This is a genomic window from Ruegeria sp. BHSA163, from assembly GCF_059613365.1.
In genome coordinates this window covers 14,585-33,164 of record NZ_JBXWSJ010000034.1, presented here as the reverse complement: position 1 = coordinate 33,164, position 18,580 = coordinate 14,585, and the positions used below count along the sequence as shown (strand labels likewise).

The window sequence follows — 18,580 nt, the reverse complement described above, 5'->3', positions numbered from 1 at the left end:
GAACCGCCTAATGCGGGCATGTTAAAAACAAAGGCAACTGTTGATGAAGGCAGGATTTATGAGCTCTGGGGTCGACCTTGTAATCCACGATGGTCGGGTGGTTACGCCAGAAGGGATTGTTGAAGGCGATCTTGCTATTACCGACGGCAGGATCGTGTCGATAGGAACGTCGGTCACCAAAACCAAAAGGCGCATCTTTGCCAGTGGCAAATGGGTAATGCCTGGCGGCGTCGATCCTCATGCCCATATTGAACAGATGTCCGGCATGGGGCTTTGGAATGCAGACACGTTCGAAACTGCCACAAAGTCCGCTGCCATGGGCGGCACAACAAGCGTAATTTCATTTGCTGCCCAGGCCAGGGGGCAGTTGCTTTCTGAAACAGTTGCCGACTATGCCGCCCGTGCTGCACGAGGCGCGATGATCGATTACGCATTCCACCTCACTGTGACCGATACGGAAGTCGATGAGTTTGACAACGACCTTGCTGCTCTGATTAACGCCGGTCACAGGTCACTCAAAGTCTTCACGACATACAATATCCAACTTAACGATGGCCAACTGCTGGATATTTTTGAGAAAGCAAAGCAGAGCGGCGCTTTGGTATGTGTCCACGCAGAAAACGACGCCATTATTGCACAGGCCAAGGATAATTTGATCAGGGCGGGCCATGTCTCCCCGCTGGATCACGCCCGGTCGCGTCCAAGAATGGCGGAAATTGAGGCGGTAGAACGCATATGCCGATTTGCTGAATACTTAGACCAACCTGTGATGCTGTTTCACATTTCAACTTCCGACGGCGCGTCTGCGATTGCAGCGGCAAAGGCTCGTGGTGCTCCGGTTTGGGCGGAAACGTGTACGCATTACCTACTAATGACCGAAGAGATACTAGATAAACCTGGGCTTCAGGGTGCCAAGTGGATGTGCTCACCACCACAACGCACCAAGCATGATCAGGATGCTTTATGGGCAGCGCTGCTTGGCGGAACGCTCAGCTTGGTGTCTTCCGATCATGCGCCATACCGCTTTGATGAATCTGGTAAATTGGCAGCCGGTACCAACCCGGGCTTCCATCAGATAGCAAATGGATTGCCGGGATTGGAGACGCGATTACCGATTTTGTTCAACGCGATGGTAACTCAGGGGCGCGGTGGACCCCAAGCTTTCGCCGAGTTGACCTCACACTCTGCCGCCAGGATTTATGGGCTTCAACGGAAAGGTGCCATTGCTGAAGGCATGGATGCGGACATTGTTGTTTGGGACCCCGAGAAAACTGTGACGTATGGTACGAACGATTTGCACGATAATGTGGGTTACAACCCTTGGGCCGGATACAGCGTAACGGGATGGCCTGATCTTGTAATGCTCCGTGGCCAGCCACTTGTACAAGATGGTGTTTTCTTGGGATCGCCGGGGAACGGAAAGTGGATTCATCGACCGTTTCTGGCAACCAAACCCAATAGGCGAACCGCTGAGGCGGAAACAAAATGAAAAGACCTGAAACAAACAACCAACTGGCGATCACGTTTTTTTACTACCGCGATCTGCCAGCCGCGATGCAATTCTACGAAGAAGTGTTGGGTTTGCCGCTCGCCATCGATCAGGGGTGGTGCAAAATTTACCGGATTTGTCAGGCAGCGCATGTGGGCTTGGTGGACGAAAACAAGGGCATGCACAAATGGACGGCAGTTAAGCCGGTTCAACTGTGCATTAGGGTACCTGACGTAGATGACTGGTATTCCTATGCCAAAGGAAAAAATCTGGATGGTCTGTCAGAGTTTTTCGAGAATCGCGACCTCGGCATCCGCGCGTTCGTTTTCAATGATACTGAAGGCTATCAGATTGAAATCCAATCTGCGACGGGGCTTGGCGCATGAGTGCACTGATCATCATCAACCCCAACTCATCCAGTATAGTGACAAACAGCATTGATCAGGCCGTCGATCCGCTGCGAAGTTTCGGCATTCCAATCCGATGCCTGACACTTGCCGAAGGTCCCCCAGGCATTGAAAGCCAGCGACAAGCGGACCAGACTATCAATCCGATGCTGGCACTAGCCGCCGCTCAGAAAGATGCGGCAGGTTTTGTTATTGCCTGCTTCGGCGATCCGGGGCTGCATGCATTGCGGGACCAGACTGCCCTCCCGGTTGTGGGCATTCAGGAGGCCTCGGTCATGACCGCACTTGGCCTTGGCCACAGGTTTGGTGTAATTGCGATCCTTCCCAATTCGGTTCCTCGCCATTTGCGCGCCTTTGGCGGCATGGGGGTGCTGGGCCGATTGGCGGGGGATCGCCCTTTGGGCCTTGGCGTCGCGGATCTGACAGATGAAACAAAAAGCTTGGATGCCATGATCGCGACGGGAAAACGACTTCGCGACGAAGACGGTGCAGACGTATTGATAATGGGTTGTGCGGGCATGGCGCGTTACCGTGAACCATTGCAGGAGGCAACAGGTCTGCCAGTTGTAGAACCTACCCAGGCTGCGGCAAGTATTGCATTGGGACAGATCCGCCTAAGATTATCTCACAAATTGCAAAGGGTTGATCATGCTTAATGAATCAACAAAGGGCGTCTTCACCATAGCCGCCACACCTTTCCTTCCTGACGGTGCATTGGATTTTGACAGCATAGATCGCATGATCGACGCCTATATTGAACGAGGCGCCAACGGCCTGACCATTCTTGGCATGATGGGCGAAGCCGGAAAGTTGTCAGCCTCAGAATCTGTGTCAGTCGTTCAGCGCGTCATATCACGTTGCGCTGTTCCGGTTATCGTCGGTGTTTCGGCCCCCGGTTTTTCAGCAATGACAGCCCTTGGAAGCGAAGCGATGGGAGCTGGTGCAGCTGGCGTGATGGTTGCACCACCCATGGGATTGCAAACAGATGCTCAGGTCATCGGTTATTTCCACAACACGGCAGACGCCCTGGGCGATATTCCCTTTGTTCTGCAGGATTTTCCACTTGCAACAGGCGTACAAATATCACCGTCTGTGGTATTGAAAATCGTTGAAGATTGCCCGACCTGCGTGATGCTGAAGCACGAAGACTGGCCAGGACTCGAAAAAATCACAACACTGCGCAAGGCGTCCGATGCGGGATCGCGCCGAATATCAATTCTGTGCGGGAATGGAGGGATGTATCTGCTGGAAGAATTGCTTCGTGGGGCCGATGGCGCCATGACTGGCTTTGGATATCCTGAAATGATGCGACAGGTTCTGAATGCCTTTCTTGGCGGAGACATCGACCTCGCTCGCGATATCTTTGACGCCTATATGCCCATGATCCGGTATGAGGCGCAGCCAGGTATGGGTCTTGCCATCCGAAAGCACTCTTTGGCTAAACAAGGTATTATTGCACACCCCACTCTTCGCAAACCGGGAACTGAATTAACGGCCCTTGCGATTACAGAAATCGACGCTCTTGCCGCCCGACAGGAGCAGCGTTTAAGGGAGCTTGGGATTTAGGAAAGTGGCTCGCAATTCAGAAATCCATTCTCAAAGCTCTGGTCGAAAATGGGTTTCGCCGTCGTTGCCTGCATTGGGTTCTGAGCGCTTATAAAACGGACCGCGCTTTAAGGGTTCCCGTTGACCCTGCACCCTATGCCAGAAAATCTTATGTTTCCGGCAGATATTGATCCAACAATGCATCCACGAGACCTTCTTGAAGACGGTAGCCGGTATCCCGGTCCACCCGTAGAATGTCCTCAAGTATAATGAATTGTTCCATGCCAGTGGTCATGGATAACCGTAGTTTCAGATCTTCGTATTCCCTGGGCTTCATCGAATAGCGAAGGGGTTCAAGGGCTTCACCAAACGCATCTACTCTTCTGGCTCCGCGCATTTTGACAGTTCCTTTTTTCAACGAGACCTTTAGGGTCTCTCCTAGAAACTGGCGAAAATAGGTCTCGTGATCCCTCGAAAAATCAAGGTAGTAACGCGCAACAGCATGTACGCGGGTTCGGACATCATCGATTCCGACGAGCAATTCAGACGTAGGTCTCACTTCAATGTCCAAGGTCGCGTCCAGCGCCAGTACTCCTGGATCTGAAAAGTACCGGTAGACAGTCGCGCGGCTTGTCCTTGCGCGTTCTGCGACTTTCGCCAGCGTGACCTCTTGCCCTTCGGACATAAGCTCACGCGCTGCCACTAAAAGCGCTTCTCTTGTTCTATTCTTCTGGTTGATCCGTGTACTCAATGCTCTTCTCGTATAATGAGACACTTGTCTTATAACTGGATTTGTGTATCATAACAACACGCCAAATTCAAAAAAAGGGAGTTGTCTTGATGACGCAACCTCGCCCTCGAATTTATCACTTACTTGGTAACCTTTTGACATTTCACGCTTTCCCTTCTGAGACCGGAGATCGTTACACGATTGTCGAAATTAAAACCGCGCCGGGAGCTGGAGCCCCTCCCAATTATCACGCCGGCGAAGACGAAAGCTTTTTTGTACTTGAAGGCGAGTTTGAGTTTCTTGTGAACGGTGAGACAAGGAAAGTATCAGGCGGGGACTTCGTTAAAGTCCCAGAGGGCGCAATTCATGCATTTACTTGCACCGGGCAAGAACCCGGGCGTCTGCTTTGCATTAACTCACCAGGTGCCATGCACGACACGTTCTTTACAGAGGCTGGAGAAGAAATGCCGGACGGGACGACAGACGTTCCGAGGCCTGATGGCCCGCCGGATATTCCGGCGATCATGGCCGTCGCCGATAAAGTCGGCATGACAATACTTGCCCCCGACAAAGCTCCAGCCTGAGCCAGTTTCGATGTATTGCCCGAGCCAAATGAGGATAAAGAAATGAAACAACTAGCTTTTAACATTGTTTTCATACTTTTTCCTCTGTCCACCATTGCTGAACCGAGTTTGGAACGTGGTGAATACCTCGTACGAGGGCCTGCGGCGTGCGGAAATTGCCATACGCCGCAAGGACCGAACGGGACCGATATGACAAATGAGCTTGGCGGCATGATGATCGAAAAGAATGACATGATGGAGGCATGGGCAGCCAACATAACTCCGGGTAGCCGTGTTGCGGATTGGAGCGATGCAGACCTTGCCCGAGCGATACGCGAAGGTATCCGCCCTGACGGTACAGTCATCGGACCGCCGATGCCAATCGGCTTGTATCGCGGACTGAGCGATGACGATCTCATGTCGATGGTCATGTTCCTGCGAACAATACCCTCCAGTGACATTGAGACACCTTTGTCCACCTACAATTTTCCGCTGCCACCTGCCTATGGTCCGCCACTTGAGACAGTTTCGGCGCCACCGAGCGGCGTGACGGTCGAATATGGTGCTTATCTTGCTGGACCAGTCGCGCATTGTACGGAGTGCCACACGACTTTCGGGCCCAAAGGTCCGATGTTTGATACTCATCTAGGGGCAGGAGGGTTCGAGTTTCACGGACCGTGGGGCGTTTCCGTCGCACCCAATATCACGAGCCATCAGGACGGTCTTGCAGGATATTCAGACGATGACCTGAAGACCATTATCGTTTTAGGCAAAAGACCAGACGGAAGCCAAATGCTACCGCCTATGGGTTACGCCTATTATGCAACGATGTCGCCCGAAGATCTCGAAGCCATAGTAATGTATCTGCGTACCATCCCACCCCTGCCTGATCCATAAAAAGCTAAGCGAAATGCTGCGGATTTAGCGTTATCCAGTGCGCTATTTAGACTTGTTTCTACCGAGTGGAATACGCCTTGGGTTCCTATTCTGTCTTGTCGTGGGAATTCACCGAAAATTCTTTGAATTTCTGTTTGGAATGCGAATTAGGTTTCGTAAGTCAGCTAACAGCCTATGGAATTACAAATGCCGGAGCGTTCCAAATATGCTCGGTCCATAAATCTGTGTTATTGTTACAAATGATCATTGCCGAACATGATTAGTTTTATTGGAGATTGGAGGGAATTATGCTTCGTTCATCGGCCAACCTATCAGTAATAACGATTGCACTGCCGTTTACTGCATTTGCTCAAGACATTGCTCCTGCGGCGGAAGACATTGCTGGCCCTCCTCAGAACTATTCTCCGTTTGTCGAACGCACTGTGCGCAACCGGAACTTTGCGGAAGGCCTTTATTGGGGAGACACTCATCTTCACACGATGTTTTCCACGGACGCCGGAATGATTGGCAACACGTTAACTCCAGAAGATGCTTACCGATTTGCTCGCGGCGAAGAGGTGATCACATCCTCGGGTCAGCGTGTACGAATTGGGCGACCGTTGGACTTTCTGGTGGTTTCGGACCACGCCGAAAATCTTGGCATGCCGGTCATGCTAGCCGAAGCTAATCGCGATCTTCTAGCCACGGAATATGGAAAACGTTTTTACGATCTTGTTCAGGCCGGCGAAGGCTACGAAGCGTTCAGGCTTTGGGGCACTGATGGTGTATCGCAGAACCGGGACGTGATCGACAACCCAAAAATCAACCGGACGATCTGGGACCGACAGATAGAGCTTGCCGACCAATATAATGACCCTGGAAGTTTCACAGCATTCATTGGTTTCGAGTGGACTTCCATCAACAACCAGCAACAACCTTCCAACCTGCACAGGGTGGTTGTTTTCCAGGAAGACGGACGGAAAGCAGGGCAGGTTCTGCCGTTTTCAGCTTTTCACAGCCCGGACCCAGAGGATCTTTGGGCCTACATGGAGAGCTATGAAACTGAAACAGGCGGTTCTGTGCTCGCCATTCCGCATAACGGGAACCTCTCTAATGGCCTGATGTTCGCAACTGAAAAGCTTAACGGTGAACCCATAGACTCGGAATACGCGGAAACTCGCATGCGCTGGGAACCCATCGTCGAAGTTACTCAGATCAAGGGCGATGGTGAGACCCACCCAGCTCTGTCGCCAGACGACGAATTCGCTGACTATGGAACGTGGGACAAGGGTGATATCGCGGGGTTCCAAGCAAAGACGCCGGAGATGCTTCCATTTGAATACAGCCGATCAGCCCTGCAGGTCGGTCTTCAGCAAGAGCAGGAATTGGGCATTAATCCCTTCAAGTTCGGCCAAATCGGAGCAACGGATGCCCACACAGCCGTGGCCACAACCCGGGATGATAATTTCTGGGGTAAGATGCCTTCGTCGGAACCCTCCCCAACTCGTTGGGAACACTATGTCATACAGGCACTAAGCGGCGACGACATGCTCTCTACGTTTGAATACGAGGCGCTTGCCGCTGGTCTTGCAGGGGTATGGGCACGCGAGAATACTAGGGCTGCCCTCTTTGATGCCATGCAAGCCAAGGAGGTTTTTGCAACAACTGGAACGCGGATGGCCGTAAGGTTCTTTGGAGGTTGGGATTACTCAGAAGATGATGTCTTTCGCCCTAACGTCGTGGATATCGGATATGCCAGAGGCGTTCCAATGGGCGGCGATCTTCCGTCTGCTCGTAATGGCGCAAGTGCGCCCGTGTTCATGGTCGGTGCACTCAAGGACCCAGATTCCGGCAACTTGGATCGTATCCAGATCATAAAAGGTTGGGTCGACGCGGAAGGATCGCGCCAAGAACGCGTCTACGACGTTGCTGTCTCGGATGGCCGTGAAATCGGATCCGACGGGCGAGCGAGAGAATCTGTCGGCAACACCGTGGACGAGGCTAACGCAACCTACACCAACTCAATCGGCGACGCAGAACTGCGCGCCGTATGGATCGATCCTGATTTCGACCCCAAAGTGCCGGCTGTTTATTATGCCAGGGTGCTTGAAATACCCACACCCACTTGGCAAGCATATGATGAAAAGTTCTATGGCATCCAGATGACGGCCGATGTTCCAAGGAGTCATCAGGAAAGAGCTTATACCTCGCCCATCTGGTATACTCCGGAGGGCTAGATCAGAAATATTTCTTGATAAAGAAAACCGACATCCGGATCACTAATTAGGACAAGGTTGCTGTTCTTGGAAGCACGGGTACAAATTCGAAAACCGGATGGTCAATGTGACCATCTTCTCTTGATACGATTGTCCAAATTGTTTGCAGTCGCATTGACCTTGGGAGCTTATTTGGCGCCTAAAGAAAAGGATGATTTCATTCATGGATTGGTGTTCAGTTTACAGCGCCTTTCGGAGGTAAAATGATCGCGCAGTCCGTCGACAAAAAATCCCGGCTAGCTCTCATTTCTGCTTTTGATCCAGAAATTGAGGTGCTCCGCAGTAGGCTGGAAAATCCAAGTTCACTGAATATCTTAAATCGGGAGTTTTTGATCGGGGAACTACTCGGTAGGCCGGTTATCGTGTTTTCCTCGGGTGTCTCGATGGTCAACGCTGCAATGACCACCCAACTTGCGATCGATAATTTTGACATCACTGGAATAATCGTTTCCGGCGTTGCAGGTGGGGCTGACCCTAATCTTACGATCGGTGACATCTCTATTCCCACTCGCTGGGGACAATACATGGAGATGGCTTTCGCCCGAAAAACAGAAAATGGGTTCGAACTACCTACTTTTTTATCCTCGCAGTTTCCAAGGTTTGGGATGATGCATACTATCAACGTCGGCACGTTCGAGGAACTTGCGGGTCATGGAAAAAGTCGATTTTGGTTTCCGGCCGATGCCAAATATCTTGAGGTTGCAGAACGAGCTTCAAAGAAAGTCAAACTGACTGCCGTCAGCGCTGAAGGTCTCAAGCTTGATCATTTTCCAGAGGTCCATATCGGGGGCGGTGGTGTCACCGGAACCGCATTCGTTGACAATGCTGAATTTAGAGAATGGGCCCATAATTCCTTTGACGCTCGTGTTCTGGACATGGAGTCTGCGGCAATCGCCCAAGTAGCAGATGCAAATGAGATCCCTTTTTTAGCATTTCGAGCATTGTCTGATTTGGCAGGCGGCGAAAGCGGGCATAACCAATTTGACATATTCATGTCGTTAGCGGGAACCAATCTCGCAAACCTGATCGAAGCTTTCATTTCCGAGCTGGACTGAAACACGCCCTTTACAGGTCTTCCAAGACAGGCGGCCCAAAACTTGCTGCGTCCTAAGACATCAAACCATGACTGAAATCAAATTCTTGATTGGGCTGCCCGAGGTCACTCTTACAATTTCTTAAGCAACCGAATTCGAACGTTGCAATCATTGCGTTGTATAATTCATTCGATAATATGAATGAAAAACCGGATTTGGTTTAACATTTTAGAAACGTTGAAATTGGGTGTCTGAAACAGTGTCCGCGCTCACAACAAGGCGAGCTTTTTTATTAAGTGCTCCGACTGCTTTTGTCGGCATACGCTCGGTGTTAGCTTCAGATCTGCCGCACGAAATTAGGTGGAAGGACCTGGTTCCCTTAAAGGCTAGAGGAGCGTCCTACGACCGGCAGGCATTATCCCACTCTTCGCTGCCCAGCCGGACGTTCAGCGACCCCCGCCATTATGCAATTGTTCCCGAGCTCAACCACCAAAGAGTGAGATTGCCGGGTTTTCTTGTCTCTCTCGAATTCGACAAAACACGTGGGACCGAGTTCCTTCTCGTACCGTTTATCGGTGCTTGCATCCACGTGCCGCCACCACCGCCCAATCAGGTTGTTTACGCAATTTCAAAGCGACCACAAACAATCGAGGGGATGTTTGAACCAGTCTACGCCGTAGGCGTATTGCGTACCGTATTTGCGGAAACGGATTTAGCACATTCTTCATATTCAATGCAGGTGGAGGAATTCGAAAAAGTCGAATTCTGAGCCGGCAACAGGGATAAGGAAAAGACAATGATCTTAAAAAGACTTTGCGCGATGGCATTGGCCGCCTTTCCAACGATTGTTCAGACGCAAACCCCTACGCCTCCACCGGTTGCTGAAACTTCCACGGTCGAGGACATGCGTGCTGCTTTGTTTGGTGGAGTTCCCGGCGAAAGGTGGAAGGAAGGGCTTTTGTTCGAGGGTATCTCTCCACACCCTTGGTTGAATTCAGCTTCAAATTGGTTCCCAGGAACCGAGGACATTCAACCTAACGAGATGCGCATCATATTCATGGGCACCTCTCCGATTATCCGCCCCGGACAAATGAATACTTCGATCCTTGTTCAATTAGGCAATGGCGAGAACTATTTGTTCGATGTGGGCGAGGGTTCAGTTGCTAATATCAACGCATCAAACATTGCATTGAACGAACTCGACAAGATTTTTATTACCCACTTGCATGTCGATCATTACAACGCGCTACCGTACATATATGTGTTCGGCGGTTGGGCGGGCCGGTGGCACAATCCGCTACGCGTTTTTGGCCCATCCGGCAGCGCGCCTGAATACGGTCTAGCATCAATGATCGAAGGCATGAAGCAGATGGTGCGGTGGCATACCGATGCGTTCAGCGTTTTTCCGGTTGGACAGGGGCACGACATTGAAGTCAACGAGTTCGACTACACAGACGAAGGTGGCGTGATCCTTGATGAGAACGGCGTCAAGGTAATCCATTGGCAACGCAGCCACGCCAAGGATGGAGCTTCGGCCTATCGCCTCGATTGGAATGACCTGTGCTTTGTTTGGACAGGCGACGGCCGGCCGAATGAAAGAGACGTCAAATGGGCCAAGGGTTGCGATGTGTATGTGACGGAAACCCAGACTGAACTTGTTGAAATCAGCGCCGGCGTTCAGGGCGTTCCGCCGTTTCTGGCGCGTTACACGATCGATACGCACCACACTCCCGGTTATGCAGCTGGCTATGTTGCAAACCTAATCCAACCCCGCATGTTCATGACGACGCACATGCCGTTTGACCCTTACTTAAACGAAGAAACTGTTGCTGAGATCCGCGAACACTGGAAAGGTCCCTACCATTTCGGGGCTCCGGACGGAATCGTCGTAAACGTGACAAAGGACCAGATTTGGGTACGTGAAGGCATAATTCCGGATTACCCAAACAACCGGGCGCCGCAGTTCAATTTTGACAACAACCAACTAGTTGTACCTGCGCCTCCGAAATCTCGGGAAGACATTCAGAACGCGGATGTCAGGTCATCCGAAATCGATCCGGATTTATACTACCCAGAAGGTTACAAACCTGAGCTATTGCAGGAATGGCCGACCGCCGACCGCGACTTGGTTATCGAGCTTGAAGATCTTCCTCCGAGTTTCAGGGATGGCATGGGTGACACATGGGCCAAACGAAAAGCAAATCGTGCGACATTGGGATTAGAATAAACGCGCAAACAAAGTCGGCCCGGGTCGTAAGAACCCGCCGACGCCGCTTCAGCGCAGATCCTTGATAGATTGTTGCAATGCCACTATCAGTTCATCTCGTTTTTGCGACAACTCTGCAGGTGATAATCCGCGGGCCTCGGCCACAACGCCTTCGACAAGTTTATTGGAAACTTCTTCTGTTAGATGGACTTCGCCCAAATCGTCCCACCAACCATTGAATGTGTCCGAGAAATGATCGCAGAACGCCTTGAGGCCACCTTCGCCTGCCCCAAGGTTGAATAACATCGTTGGCCCCATAGCAGCCCACCTAAGGCCGGGCCCTGCCCAAACGGCTTTGTCGACATCTTCGACAGACGCGACTCCTGAAACTACAAGATTTACAGCCTCACGCCAAATTGCGGCTTGCAGACGATTGGCTACGTGACCGGGCACCTCTTTGTTTATCCGAATGGTTGTTTTGCCGACGCTCTTATAGAATTGTTCTGTTGCATCCACCACGCCACAACCAGTCTTGTCGTTGCCAATTACTTCAACCAAGGGAATCAAATGCGGTGGATTAAACGGGTGGCCCAACACAAAACGTCCCGGATCAACCCAACCGGGCTGCATTTGCTTTAGAGTAAGGCCAGAGGCCGAGCTTGCCACAATCGCATCTGGAGAAAGTGCAGGTTCGATGGCAGAAAAAGTTGCGTGTTTTATCGGCAGTCTTTCGGGCACGCTTTCCTGTACAAACAAGGCCCCATTCACTGCGTCTGCAGCTGATGGATGAAACGAGATAGCGTCTGGTGTTCCATTTTGCGTAAGTCCCAACTGGGCCATTGCGGGCCATGCGGACTCGATATATGCGCGAACTTTTGCTTCTACACCCGGTTCCGGGTCATACATTGCAACTGATCGGCCCGAGGCCAGAAACAAGGCGGCCCAACTGGCACCAATAACACCACCGCCCAAACACGCTGTATGTTGGAATTCCATCAGAATAATCCCGGATTTAGTGGCGAGGCCGCCGTCATGCCGCCATCGATTGTAAACAACTGGCCGGTTGCAAATCCGGCCTCATCCGATGCCAGCCAGACCGACATATTGGCAATATCCTCGGGGGTGCCAAACCGGCGCGAAGGGTGTCGCGCCAATGCATCACTGCGGGCAACTGCAGGATCGGTCGCCAGATCAAAGCCGGCATCCAACATGCCCGTTTCAATCCAGCCAGGGCAAATTGCATTGCAGCGGATGTCAGGTCCATGATCAACAGCGATTGATCTTGTCAGACCGTGCACGAATGCCTTGGAGGCATTATAGAGGGCCATTGATGGATCGGCGACATTTCCTGAGATCGAGCCGATATTTACGATCGATCCACCCGACAACATGCGCGGAATAAATGCGCGGCAGACATTGAAAACACCCCTGCAATTTACACCGATCACCGCGTCCCAATCAGCATCCGAGCTGTCAGTAACTGTCTTTTCAACTTGAACACCCGCGTTGTTAACAAGGATGTCCGTCGTTTTCATATTCGACGCCAGCTTCTGAACCACTACGGCATCGGTGACGTCAAGTGAATGCCAAACAATATCTGAAGATAACCCCTCAGGTCTGGGACCGCGCCCACAAGTCGTGACAGCTGCGCCTTCGCTTACAAAAGCATCAACGATTCCCCTTCCAATGCCCTGACGTCCACCGGTAACAAATGCATTTTTTCCCACCAGTCTCATCAGTGTGCCACCATTACGTGGCGAACCGAAGTATAGGCATCCAAGGCATATACGGACATGTCGCACCCGGTGCCCGAGCCTTTCATCGCGGCCCATGGCATTTCGGCAGCAGGCATCCCGTGCGTGTTCACCCAAGTCATTCCATAACGCAGCTGCGCTGACATTTTCATCGCGGTCGAAAGATCTTTAGTCCAGATTGACGAGGCCAAGCCATAACGTCCGGCATTGGCGGTCCGAAGCGCATCTTCGGAATCCGAAAACCGCGACAAAGTGACGACGGGACCCATTTCGGCGCCATCCGACCTTGGCGCTCCCACCTTGATCTGGCCGACCTGATCGGCAACCGCAGCAACGACCTTGTCGTAGATACCATTCTGCACCATTAACCGACATGGCTGAGCGCAATCCTGACCCGCGTTAAAGAACGAGCCGTAACGGATCATTTCGGCCACTGCGTCGATATCGGCGTCGTCAAACACGATAACCGGTGCTTTGCCTCCAAGCTCCAGATGCACATGTCGGATCTGGTTGGACGCGGCCCGCATTGCTGCCATACCTGTCGCGGGCGAGCCTGTTACGGAAATCCCTTCGATACGTGGGTCGTTTATCAGTGTATCCCCGACGGAAGACCCCCTGCCATGTAATATATTCAACACGCCTTTTGGCAGTACGTCGGTCAGCAATTCCGCCAACCGCAACGTGGCAATCGGTGTGATCTCGGACGGCTTCATAACAATAGTGCAGCCAGCAGCCAGCGGGGCAGCAATTTTCCATGCGGCCATCATTAATGGGTAATTCCACGGAGCAATAGAAGCTACCGGACCGATCGGATCCTTGCGGATCATCGAGGTATGGCCAACCGCGTATTCCCCCGCCACCGATCCGTTCATGGTGCGTGCGGCGCCTGCCATAAACCTGAAAGTATCGATGATCAGCGGCATCTCTTCGTCCCGGGCCATCGGCCACGGTTTTCCGACGTCGAGGGTCTCAAGTTCTGACAGTTCCTCGATGTTCTCTTCGATCACGTCGGCAATTGTGTTGAGCAATCCGGCGCGTTCGGCTGGTGTGACGAGGCGATAGGTCTCAAAGGCCTCATGTGCCGAAACTGTAGCAGCCTCGATCTGCTCAGGTGTGGCCTCAGGAACATGGGCAACTGTTTCACCAGTCGCAGGGTCCAGAATGGGCAACGCACTGCCGCCGCCTTCGAGCATCTCTCCATTGATCAGCATTTTTGTCTGCATTTTGCCCCCGTCAGAAAGCAGTCTGGTCGTTGCCCTTGAGGTCCAATCGTTTTCGGGCCTCGTCAGGCGTGGCGACCGTTAGACCAAGATTTTCAATGATCGAGCGGATTTTGTGGACCTGGTCAGCGTTGGATTTCGCTTTCTGACCTGGCCCAATATACAGGCTGTCTTCCAACCCTACGCGCACGTTACCGCCCAAGATTGCAGCTTGTGTTGTGAAGGCCATCTGGTGGCGACCTGCCGCTAGCACCGACCACTCATAGCTATCCCCGAAGAGCTTTTCAGCAATGGTGTGCATATGCATCAGGTTATCGGGATCGGCCCCGACACCGCCCAGAATTCCAAACACCATCTGGATGAAGAAAGGCGGTTTGACCCATCCTTGATCGACCACCCAAGCCAAGTTGTAAAGGTGGCCCAGATCGTAGCATTCGAACTCGAATTTTGTGCCATGCCCTTCCCCCAGTTCCTTCATCGCGTATTCGATATCCGAAAAAGTATTGCGAAATATGAAGTCACGCGTCATGTCCAGAAACTGAGGTTCCCATTCGTGTTTCCAGTCAGAGTACTTTTGCAACATCGGGAAAATGCCGAAATTCATCGATCCCATGTTCATGCTGGCCATTTCCGGACTCGCTCGTAACGCGGCGCGCAAACGCTCTTCGCGGGTCATTCCAAGCCCACCTCCGGTTGAAACGTTCATCACTGCGCCAGTCGCCTGTTTGATGCGAGGCAAGAACTGCATGAAAAGATCTGGGTCAGGATCAGGTTGGCCTGTTTCTGGGTTCCGTGCATGAAGGTGGATGATTGACGCACCAGCTTCGGCCGCGCCAATGCTCGCCTCGGTGATTTCGTTGGGCGTGATCGGTAAATATTTCGACATGGTCGGCGTGTGTATGCCTCCGGTAGGGGCACAGGTAATGATGATAGGTTTGCTCATAGCTTCATCTGCTGAACTTGCGCGCTCAGCCCTCCATCAAGAACCCATAGTTGACCGCTTGCATATCGCGCCTCATCTGAGGCCAGCCAGTTAACCAGATTAGCTATGTCTTCCGGGGTGCCATATGTGCGCATTGGGTGGACATCGCGTACGGCTTTTTGCAATTGGTCGATTGTTTTGCCGTCGCCTCCTGATCCATCACCGGTAAAAAAACTTTGCAGCATAGGTGTATCGACATAGCCGGGGCAGATGGCGTTAACGCGAATACCTTCTGGTCCGTGATCACAAGCCATAGCCCTGGTCAACGCATGAACTGCTCCCTTGGTTGCACAATAAGCGGCAAGGCCGGGATCTGCTATGAAGCCATCATAACTGCCAAAGTTAATGATCGAAGCCGACGTTCCTGAAGACGATGCAATTCGCATAAGTGGCAGCGCGTGCTTCGAAGTAAGAAATGTTCCCGTCACATTTACCGCGAAGGACCGATTCCATTCCTCCAGCGTTGTCTGCTCGATCGTCTTTTCGATCTCGATCCCCGCAGCGTTAACCAGAATATCCAATTTACCTGAGGCATTGGAAACTTCATCCATCGCCGCGATAGCATCAGCTTCCTTTGTTACGTCCAACTTGACAAAGACGCTGCCATCCTCGTCATGCGAGGCCAAAGATCCTTCTGGCGTCAGATCAGCGGCGTAGACACGAGCACCCTCACGCAAAAACCGGGACACTATGGCGCGACCGATACCCCCGCGCCCGCCAGTGACCAGCGCAGTTTTCCCCTTCAGCATCATATGTCATTCTCCTTCAGCGGCGGATATCGATAGCGTGCAGCTGCGACGGTCCAATCCATATGATTGCGAACATATTCCTGCGAAGCGTCTCGCGGCGGATTGTAATCCCACGCTTCGCCCGCCCCGGCCTCCATCGCCGCATGTAAAGTACGACGGGATTTCTGAGTGGCAATCACATCGGCGCGCAGCTTTTCACTGTTCCAACGATTCGATACCTCGGCAGCAAATTCTTCAGCCTGCATTGCATAGGCCGGGTCCGATGCCCGATTTTCTTGTTCCATCGGATCGCGTGACAAATCGTAAAGTTGCGGAGGGTCGGGATCGCAATGAATATATTTCAATGGCCCGCGCCGGATCATGAAGACAGGGTACGGCGTCATCTCAGCGCAGTATTCACCGATTGCTTCGTCGACCGGATCACTTTCACCGCGCGCCAGCGGCATCAGAGAGCGACCGTCCACGGGCTCGCCAAAAATGTCGTCAGAGCCTCCTGCGATTTCGACAAAGGTGGGAAGTAGGTCCAACAGTGAACAAGCATTCTGCGTTGATCCCAGGCCAACACCTGGACCAGCCATAATTAAAGGCACACGGGCCGAATGTTCGAAAAAGTTCATTTTGTACCATAGGCCGCGTTCGCCCAGCATGTCTCCATGATCTGCGGTTACAATGATGATAGTATTGTCCAGCTGTCCAATTTCATTCAGCGTCTTTGTTATCGCGCCAACTTTACTGTCAAAATAGCTGACGTTGGCAAGATATGCACGGCGGGCACGGAGAACTTCAGTGTCTGTCAAAGGAACATAGCTTGCCTCGATCCCGTCCATCACCCGGCGCGAAAACGGATCTTGTTCTTCAGGCGTCAAGGTGAAGCCCGGCATCGGCACGTCTGTGTCCGTGTACAAGTTCCACCATTCTGGTTTTGCCACATATGGGTCATGAGGGTGAATAAAGCTTGCAACCAAGCAGAACGGAGCCTCATCTCCGGCAGCCCGGTCGCGGCCACGATCGATCAGCCAGCGGCGGGCGGCGAATTCGACCTCGTCATCATAGTCGGTTTGGAAAGTGGCGATGGCCTCTCCGCTTTCCTTGACCGTCTGCATGTTGTGGTACCACTTGTCGATCCTTTCATCCGGAGCTTCCCAATCCGGGGTCCAGGCGAAATCAGCAGGGTAGATGTCGGTCGTAACCCGATCCTGAAACCCGTGCTTCTGATCTGGTCCGACAAAGTGCATCTTGCCCGACAGACAGGTGCGGTAACCCAACGCTTTCAAGTAGTGTGCAAAAGTTGGGACCGAGGCGCGGAACTCGCTTGCATTGTCATAAGCCGCGATGCGACTGATCAACTGCCCCGACATGAAGGCAAAGCGTGAAGGAGCGCATAGCGGTGAATTGCAATAGGCGGCGTCAAACCGCATTCCGCGCGAAGCCAGCGCATCAATATGCGGTGTTTTGACTGATGGATGGCCGTAAGGACCGCAGAAATGCGGCGCCAGTTGATCTGCCATCACGACAACGATGTTCGGCCGCGTCACGGAGCGGCCTTTGCGTAAGCATCCAGCACAAGACCGTGGAAGTGATGAACCGCGTGTTCCGACTTTCCTGAGCCATTCGGATCATGAACGATCCGTCCTTGAGTGAAGGCCGGTGTACTCATGCCACGTTGAACGCTTTCGACGATATCGATGTCTTCGCGCTGCAGAACTTCGTCGAGATAGCGTATCGCCTCAATTTCCGCTTCGTCCGGTTCCGGGGTTTCCAGGAAGAAGTCATAAGTCTCCAGCGTTCGATCCGGACCTACGGGAATTATGTTCAACACGATCATCGAAGACCGCCCCGGATAACGCATGAGGCAAGTGGTGGGCCATAGCCACCAGACGGCATGGGTTAGCACGGTTGCGTTAGATACATCGTAAGCAGTGTTTGAATTCTTGCCCGCTTCAGCCATGTGGCTCGAGTAGATACCGTAAGTGGTCACTTTGTAGGTATCCATATCCACCAGATCGCAAAAATCCTTATGCGCTGTTGGGCAATGATAGCATTCAAGAAAGTTGTCGACGACATTTTTCCAATTCGACTTGATGTCATAAGTCAGGCGGTGACCAAAGGTCAGTTGCTCAATATCCGGCGCCCAGTGACGAATTTCAGTCTCCAGATCACCAGATACCGTCCCAAGAGGTTGCGCCGATGGGTCGAGGTTCACAAATATAAAGCCCGCGAATTCCTCGACCTGTACCTGGTCCAGACAGATGTCAGCAGTACTGAACCCACTAAGGTTCTCGGTCTCAGGCGCACGTACGAGCTGACCGTCCAGCTTGTAGACCCATGCGTGATACGGGCACATGATGCGTGTGGTTTCACCTTCACCCGAAAGCAGGTGGTGGGCGCGATGCTTACACACGTTGTAGAAGGCACGCAGCACGCCTTCGCGATCCCGGATCACGGCAACGGGGCGACCCGCGATTTCAGCGGTTACAAAGGAACCCGGAGTCCGAAGTTTCTCGACATGACAGACCCATTGCCAGTTCTTTGCAAGAACCTCATTAATGTCGACCTGATGCCACGCTGGGTCTACGTAAGCTTCGGCCTTCAACGAACTCGTGTTGAAGGGGTCAGGATTGAACCCGTCAGAAATTCGCGCGAATTGTTCTTTTGATGGAAGCTCGCTCATAAGTGACTCCACATTTCTGGGTCGGTAAAAGCCCATGTGACTGATGTGTAGAGCATATGATCTTCACAATTACACGAA

At 52.3% G+C, this 18,580-nt stretch carries 18 protein-coding genes; 10 read left to right on the top strand and 8 right to left on the bottom strand.

Annotated features, from left to right (window positions below; all coding sequences use genetic code 11):
* The first annotated feature begins 58 nt into the window (after window positions 1–58).
* The 4 genes from hydA to AC2FNV_RS15750 are packed head-to-tail and all read left to right on the top strand — an operon-like array spanning window position 59 to window position 3,462.
* Window positions 59–1,489, top strand: coding sequence for a dihydropyrimidinase (gene hydA, locus AC2FNV_RS15765; protein ID WP_496773821.1), 1,431 nt, complete (start codon window positions 59–61; stop codon window positions 1,487–1,489).
* Window positions 1,486–1,875 (top strand): VOC family protein, encoded by a 390-nt coding sequence (locus tag AC2FNV_RS15760; RefSeq protein ID WP_170480708.1) that lies wholly within the window; start codon window positions 1,486–1,488, stop codon window positions 1,873–1,875. Before hydA ends, AC2FNV_RS15760 begins: the two co-directional genes overlap by 4 nt.
* On the top strand, window positions 1,872–2,552 hold the full coding sequence (locus tag AC2FNV_RS15755; RefSeq protein WP_170606253.1) for an aspartate/glutamate racemase family protein: 681 nt from the start codon (window positions 1,872–1,874) through the stop codon (window positions 2,550–2,552). Before AC2FNV_RS15760 ends, AC2FNV_RS15755 begins: the two co-directional genes overlap by 4 nt.
* Complete coding sequence (locus AC2FNV_RS15750) at window positions 2,545–3,462, top strand: dihydrodipicolinate synthase family protein (RefSeq protein ID WP_170606255.1); 918 nt, start codon at window positions 2,545–2,547, stop codon at window positions 3,460–3,462. The genes AC2FNV_RS15755 and AC2FNV_RS15750 overlap by 8 nt, the downstream gene beginning before the upstream one ends.
* A 148-nt stretch (window positions 3,463–3,610) precedes the next feature.
* Here AC2FNV_RS15750 and AC2FNV_RS15745 read toward each other — a convergent pair whose 3' ends face one another.
* Window positions 3,611–4,192: a TetR/AcrR family transcriptional regulator gene (locus AC2FNV_RS15745; protein WP_170480714.1), complete on the bottom strand. Its 582-nt coding sequence runs from the start codon at window positions 4,190–4,192 to the stop codon at window positions 3,611–3,613.
* 89 nt (window positions 4,193–4,281) lie between these two features.
* Between AC2FNV_RS15745 and AC2FNV_RS15740 the strand changes: the two genes are divergently transcribed.
* The 6 genes from AC2FNV_RS15740 (at window position 4,282) to gntH (ending at window position 11,147) form a co-directional block, all read left to right on the top strand.
* On the top strand, window positions 4,282–4,755 hold the full coding sequence (locus AC2FNV_RS15740; protein ID WP_170606257.1) for a cupin domain-containing protein: 474 nt from the start codon (window positions 4,282–4,284) through the stop codon (window positions 4,753–4,755).
* A gap of 42 nt (window positions 4,756–4,797) precedes the next feature.
* Window positions 4,798–5,631, top strand: coding sequence for a cytochrome c (locus AC2FNV_RS15735; protein ID WP_170606259.1), 834 nt, complete (start codon window positions 4,798–4,800; stop codon window positions 5,629–5,631).
* A 287-nt stretch (window positions 5,632–5,918) separates the two neighbouring features.
* Window positions 5,919–7,847, top strand: a complete 1,929-nt coding sequence (locus AC2FNV_RS15730; RefSeq protein WP_170606261.1) for a DUF3604 domain-containing protein — start codon at window positions 5,919–5,921, stop codon at window positions 7,845–7,847.
* A gap of 242 nt (window positions 7,848–8,089) precedes the next feature.
* The gene (locus AC2FNV_RS15725) at window positions 8,090–8,941 is read left to right on the top strand and encodes a 5'-methylthioadenosine/S-adenosylhomocysteine nucleosidase (RefSeq protein WP_170606263.1); all 852 of its coding nucleotides are present in this window, start codon (window positions 8,090–8,092) and stop codon (window positions 8,939–8,941) included.
* 226 nt (window positions 8,942–9,167) lie between these two features.
* Window positions 9,168–9,689: a DUF3299 domain-containing protein gene (locus AC2FNV_RS15720; protein ID WP_496773819.1), complete on the top strand. Its 522-nt coding sequence runs from the start codon at window positions 9,168–9,170 to the stop codon at window positions 9,687–9,689.
* Between the two features lie 27 nt (window positions 9,690–9,716).
* The gene (gntH, locus tag AC2FNV_RS15715; RefSeq protein WP_170480736.1) at window positions 9,717–11,147 is read left to right on the top strand and encodes a guanitoxin biosynthesis MBL fold metallo-hydrolase GntH; all 1,431 of its coding nucleotides are present in this window, start codon (window positions 9,717–9,719) and stop codon (window positions 11,145–11,147) included.
* Between the two features lie 48 nt (window positions 11,148–11,195).
* On the opposite strand, the gene AC2FNV_RS15710 is transcribed toward gntH, so the two are convergent.
* The 7 genes from AC2FNV_RS15710 to AC2FNV_RS15680 are packed head-to-tail and all read right to left on the bottom strand — an operon-like array spanning window position 11,196 to window position 18,502.
* Window positions 11,196–12,122, bottom strand: coding sequence for a 3-hydroxyacyl-CoA dehydrogenase NAD-binding domain-containing protein (locus tag AC2FNV_RS15710; RefSeq protein WP_170606267.1), 927 nt, complete (start codon window positions 12,120–12,122; stop codon window positions 11,196–11,198).
* On the bottom strand, window positions 12,122–12,862 hold the full coding sequence (locus AC2FNV_RS15705; RefSeq protein WP_496773817.1) for an SDR family NAD(P)-dependent oxidoreductase: 741 nt from the start codon (window positions 12,860–12,862) through the stop codon (window positions 12,122–12,124). The genes AC2FNV_RS15710 and AC2FNV_RS15705 overlap by 1 nt, the downstream gene beginning before the upstream one ends.
* Complete coding sequence (locus AC2FNV_RS15700) at window positions 12,862–14,103, bottom strand: aldehyde dehydrogenase family protein (protein ID WP_496773815.1); 1,242 nt, start codon at window positions 14,101–14,103, stop codon at window positions 12,862–12,864. The genes AC2FNV_RS15705 and AC2FNV_RS15700 overlap by 1 nt, the downstream gene beginning before the upstream one ends.
* A 10-nt stretch (window positions 14,104–14,113) precedes the next feature.
* Window positions 14,114–15,043, bottom strand: a complete 930-nt coding sequence (kce, locus tag AC2FNV_RS15695; protein WP_170606273.1) for a 3,5-dioxohexanoate:acetyl-CoA acetone transferase — start codon at window positions 15,041–15,043, stop codon at window positions 14,114–14,116.
* Window positions 15,040–15,834, bottom strand: a complete 795-nt coding sequence (locus tag AC2FNV_RS15690) for an SDR family NAD(P)-dependent oxidoreductase (protein ID WP_170606275.1) — start codon at window positions 15,832–15,834, stop codon at window positions 15,040–15,042. The genes kce and AC2FNV_RS15690 overlap by 4 nt, the downstream gene beginning before the upstream one ends.
* Window positions 15,831–17,366 carry a choline-sulfatase gene (betC, locus tag AC2FNV_RS15685; protein WP_170606277.1) on the bottom strand — a complete coding sequence of 512 codons (1,536 nt, stop codon included), beginning with the start codon at window positions 17,364–17,366 and terminating at the stop codon, window positions 15,831–15,833. The genes AC2FNV_RS15690 and betC overlap by 4 nt, the downstream gene beginning before the upstream one ends.
* Entirely contained in the window at window positions 17,363–18,502 is a 1,140-nt protein-coding gene (locus tag AC2FNV_RS15680; RefSeq protein ID WP_170606279.1) for an aromatic ring-hydroxylating oxygenase subunit alpha, read from the bottom strand. Before AC2FNV_RS15680 ends, betC begins: the two co-directional genes overlap by 4 nt.
* Window positions 18,503–18,580 lie beyond the last annotated feature (78 nt).

Bases quoted from the DNA above. Each gene is read 5' to 3' on its own strand.
- hydA (WP_496773821.1), top strand. From the start codon at position 59: ATGAGCTCTGGGGTCGACCTTGTAATCCACGATGGTCGGGTGGTTACG.
- AC2FNV_RS15760 (WP_170480708.1), top strand. From the start codon at position 1,486: ATGAAAAGACCTGAAACAAACAACCAACTGGCGATCACGTTTTTTTAC.
- AC2FNV_RS15755 (WP_170606253.1), top strand. From the start codon at position 1,872: ATGAGTGCACTGATCATCATCAACCCCAACTCATCCAGTATAGTGACA.
- AC2FNV_RS15750 (WP_170606255.1), top strand. From the start codon at position 2,545: ATGCTTAATGAATCAACAAAGGGCGTCTTCACCATAGCCGCCACACCT.
- AC2FNV_RS15740 (WP_170606257.1), top strand. From the start codon at position 4,282: ATGACGCAACCTCGCCCTCGAATTTATCACTTACTTGGTAACCTTTTG.
- AC2FNV_RS15735 (WP_170606259.1), top strand. From the start codon at position 4,798: ATGAAACAACTAGCTTTTAACATTGTTTTCATACTTTTTCCTCTGTCC.
- AC2FNV_RS15730 (WP_170606261.1), top strand. From the start codon at position 5,919: ATGCTTCGTTCATCGGCCAACCTATCAGTAATAACGATTGCACTGCCG.
- AC2FNV_RS15725 (WP_170606263.1), top strand. From the start codon at position 8,090: ATGATCGCGCAGTCCGTCGACAAAAAATCCCGGCTAGCTCTCATTTCT.
- gntH (WP_170480736.1), top strand. From the start codon at position 9,717: ATGATCTTAAAAAGACTTTGCGCGATGGCATTGGCCGCCTTTCCAACG.
- AC2FNV_RS15710 (WP_170606267.1), bottom strand. From the start codon at position 12,122: ATGGAATTCCAACATACAGCGTGTTTGGGCGGTGGTGTTATTGGTGCC.
- AC2FNV_RS15705 (WP_496773817.1), bottom strand. From the start codon at position 12,862: ATGAGACTGGTGGGAAAAAATGCATTTGTTACCGGTGGACGTCAGGGC.
- AC2FNV_RS15700 (WP_496773815.1), bottom strand. From the start codon at position 14,103: ATGCAGACAAAAATGCTGATCAATGGAGAGATGCTCGAAGGCGGCGGC.
- kce (WP_170606273.1), bottom strand. From the start codon at position 15,043: ATGAGCAAACCTATCATCATTACCTGTGCCCCTACCGGAGGCATACAC.
- AC2FNV_RS15690 (WP_170606275.1), bottom strand. From the start codon at position 15,834: ATGATGCTGAAGGGGAAAACTGCGCTGGTCACTGGCGGGCGCGGGGGT.
- AC2FNV_RS15680 (WP_170606279.1), bottom strand. From the start codon at position 18,502: ATGAGCGAGCTTCCATCAAAAGAACAATTCGCGCGAATTTCTGACGGG.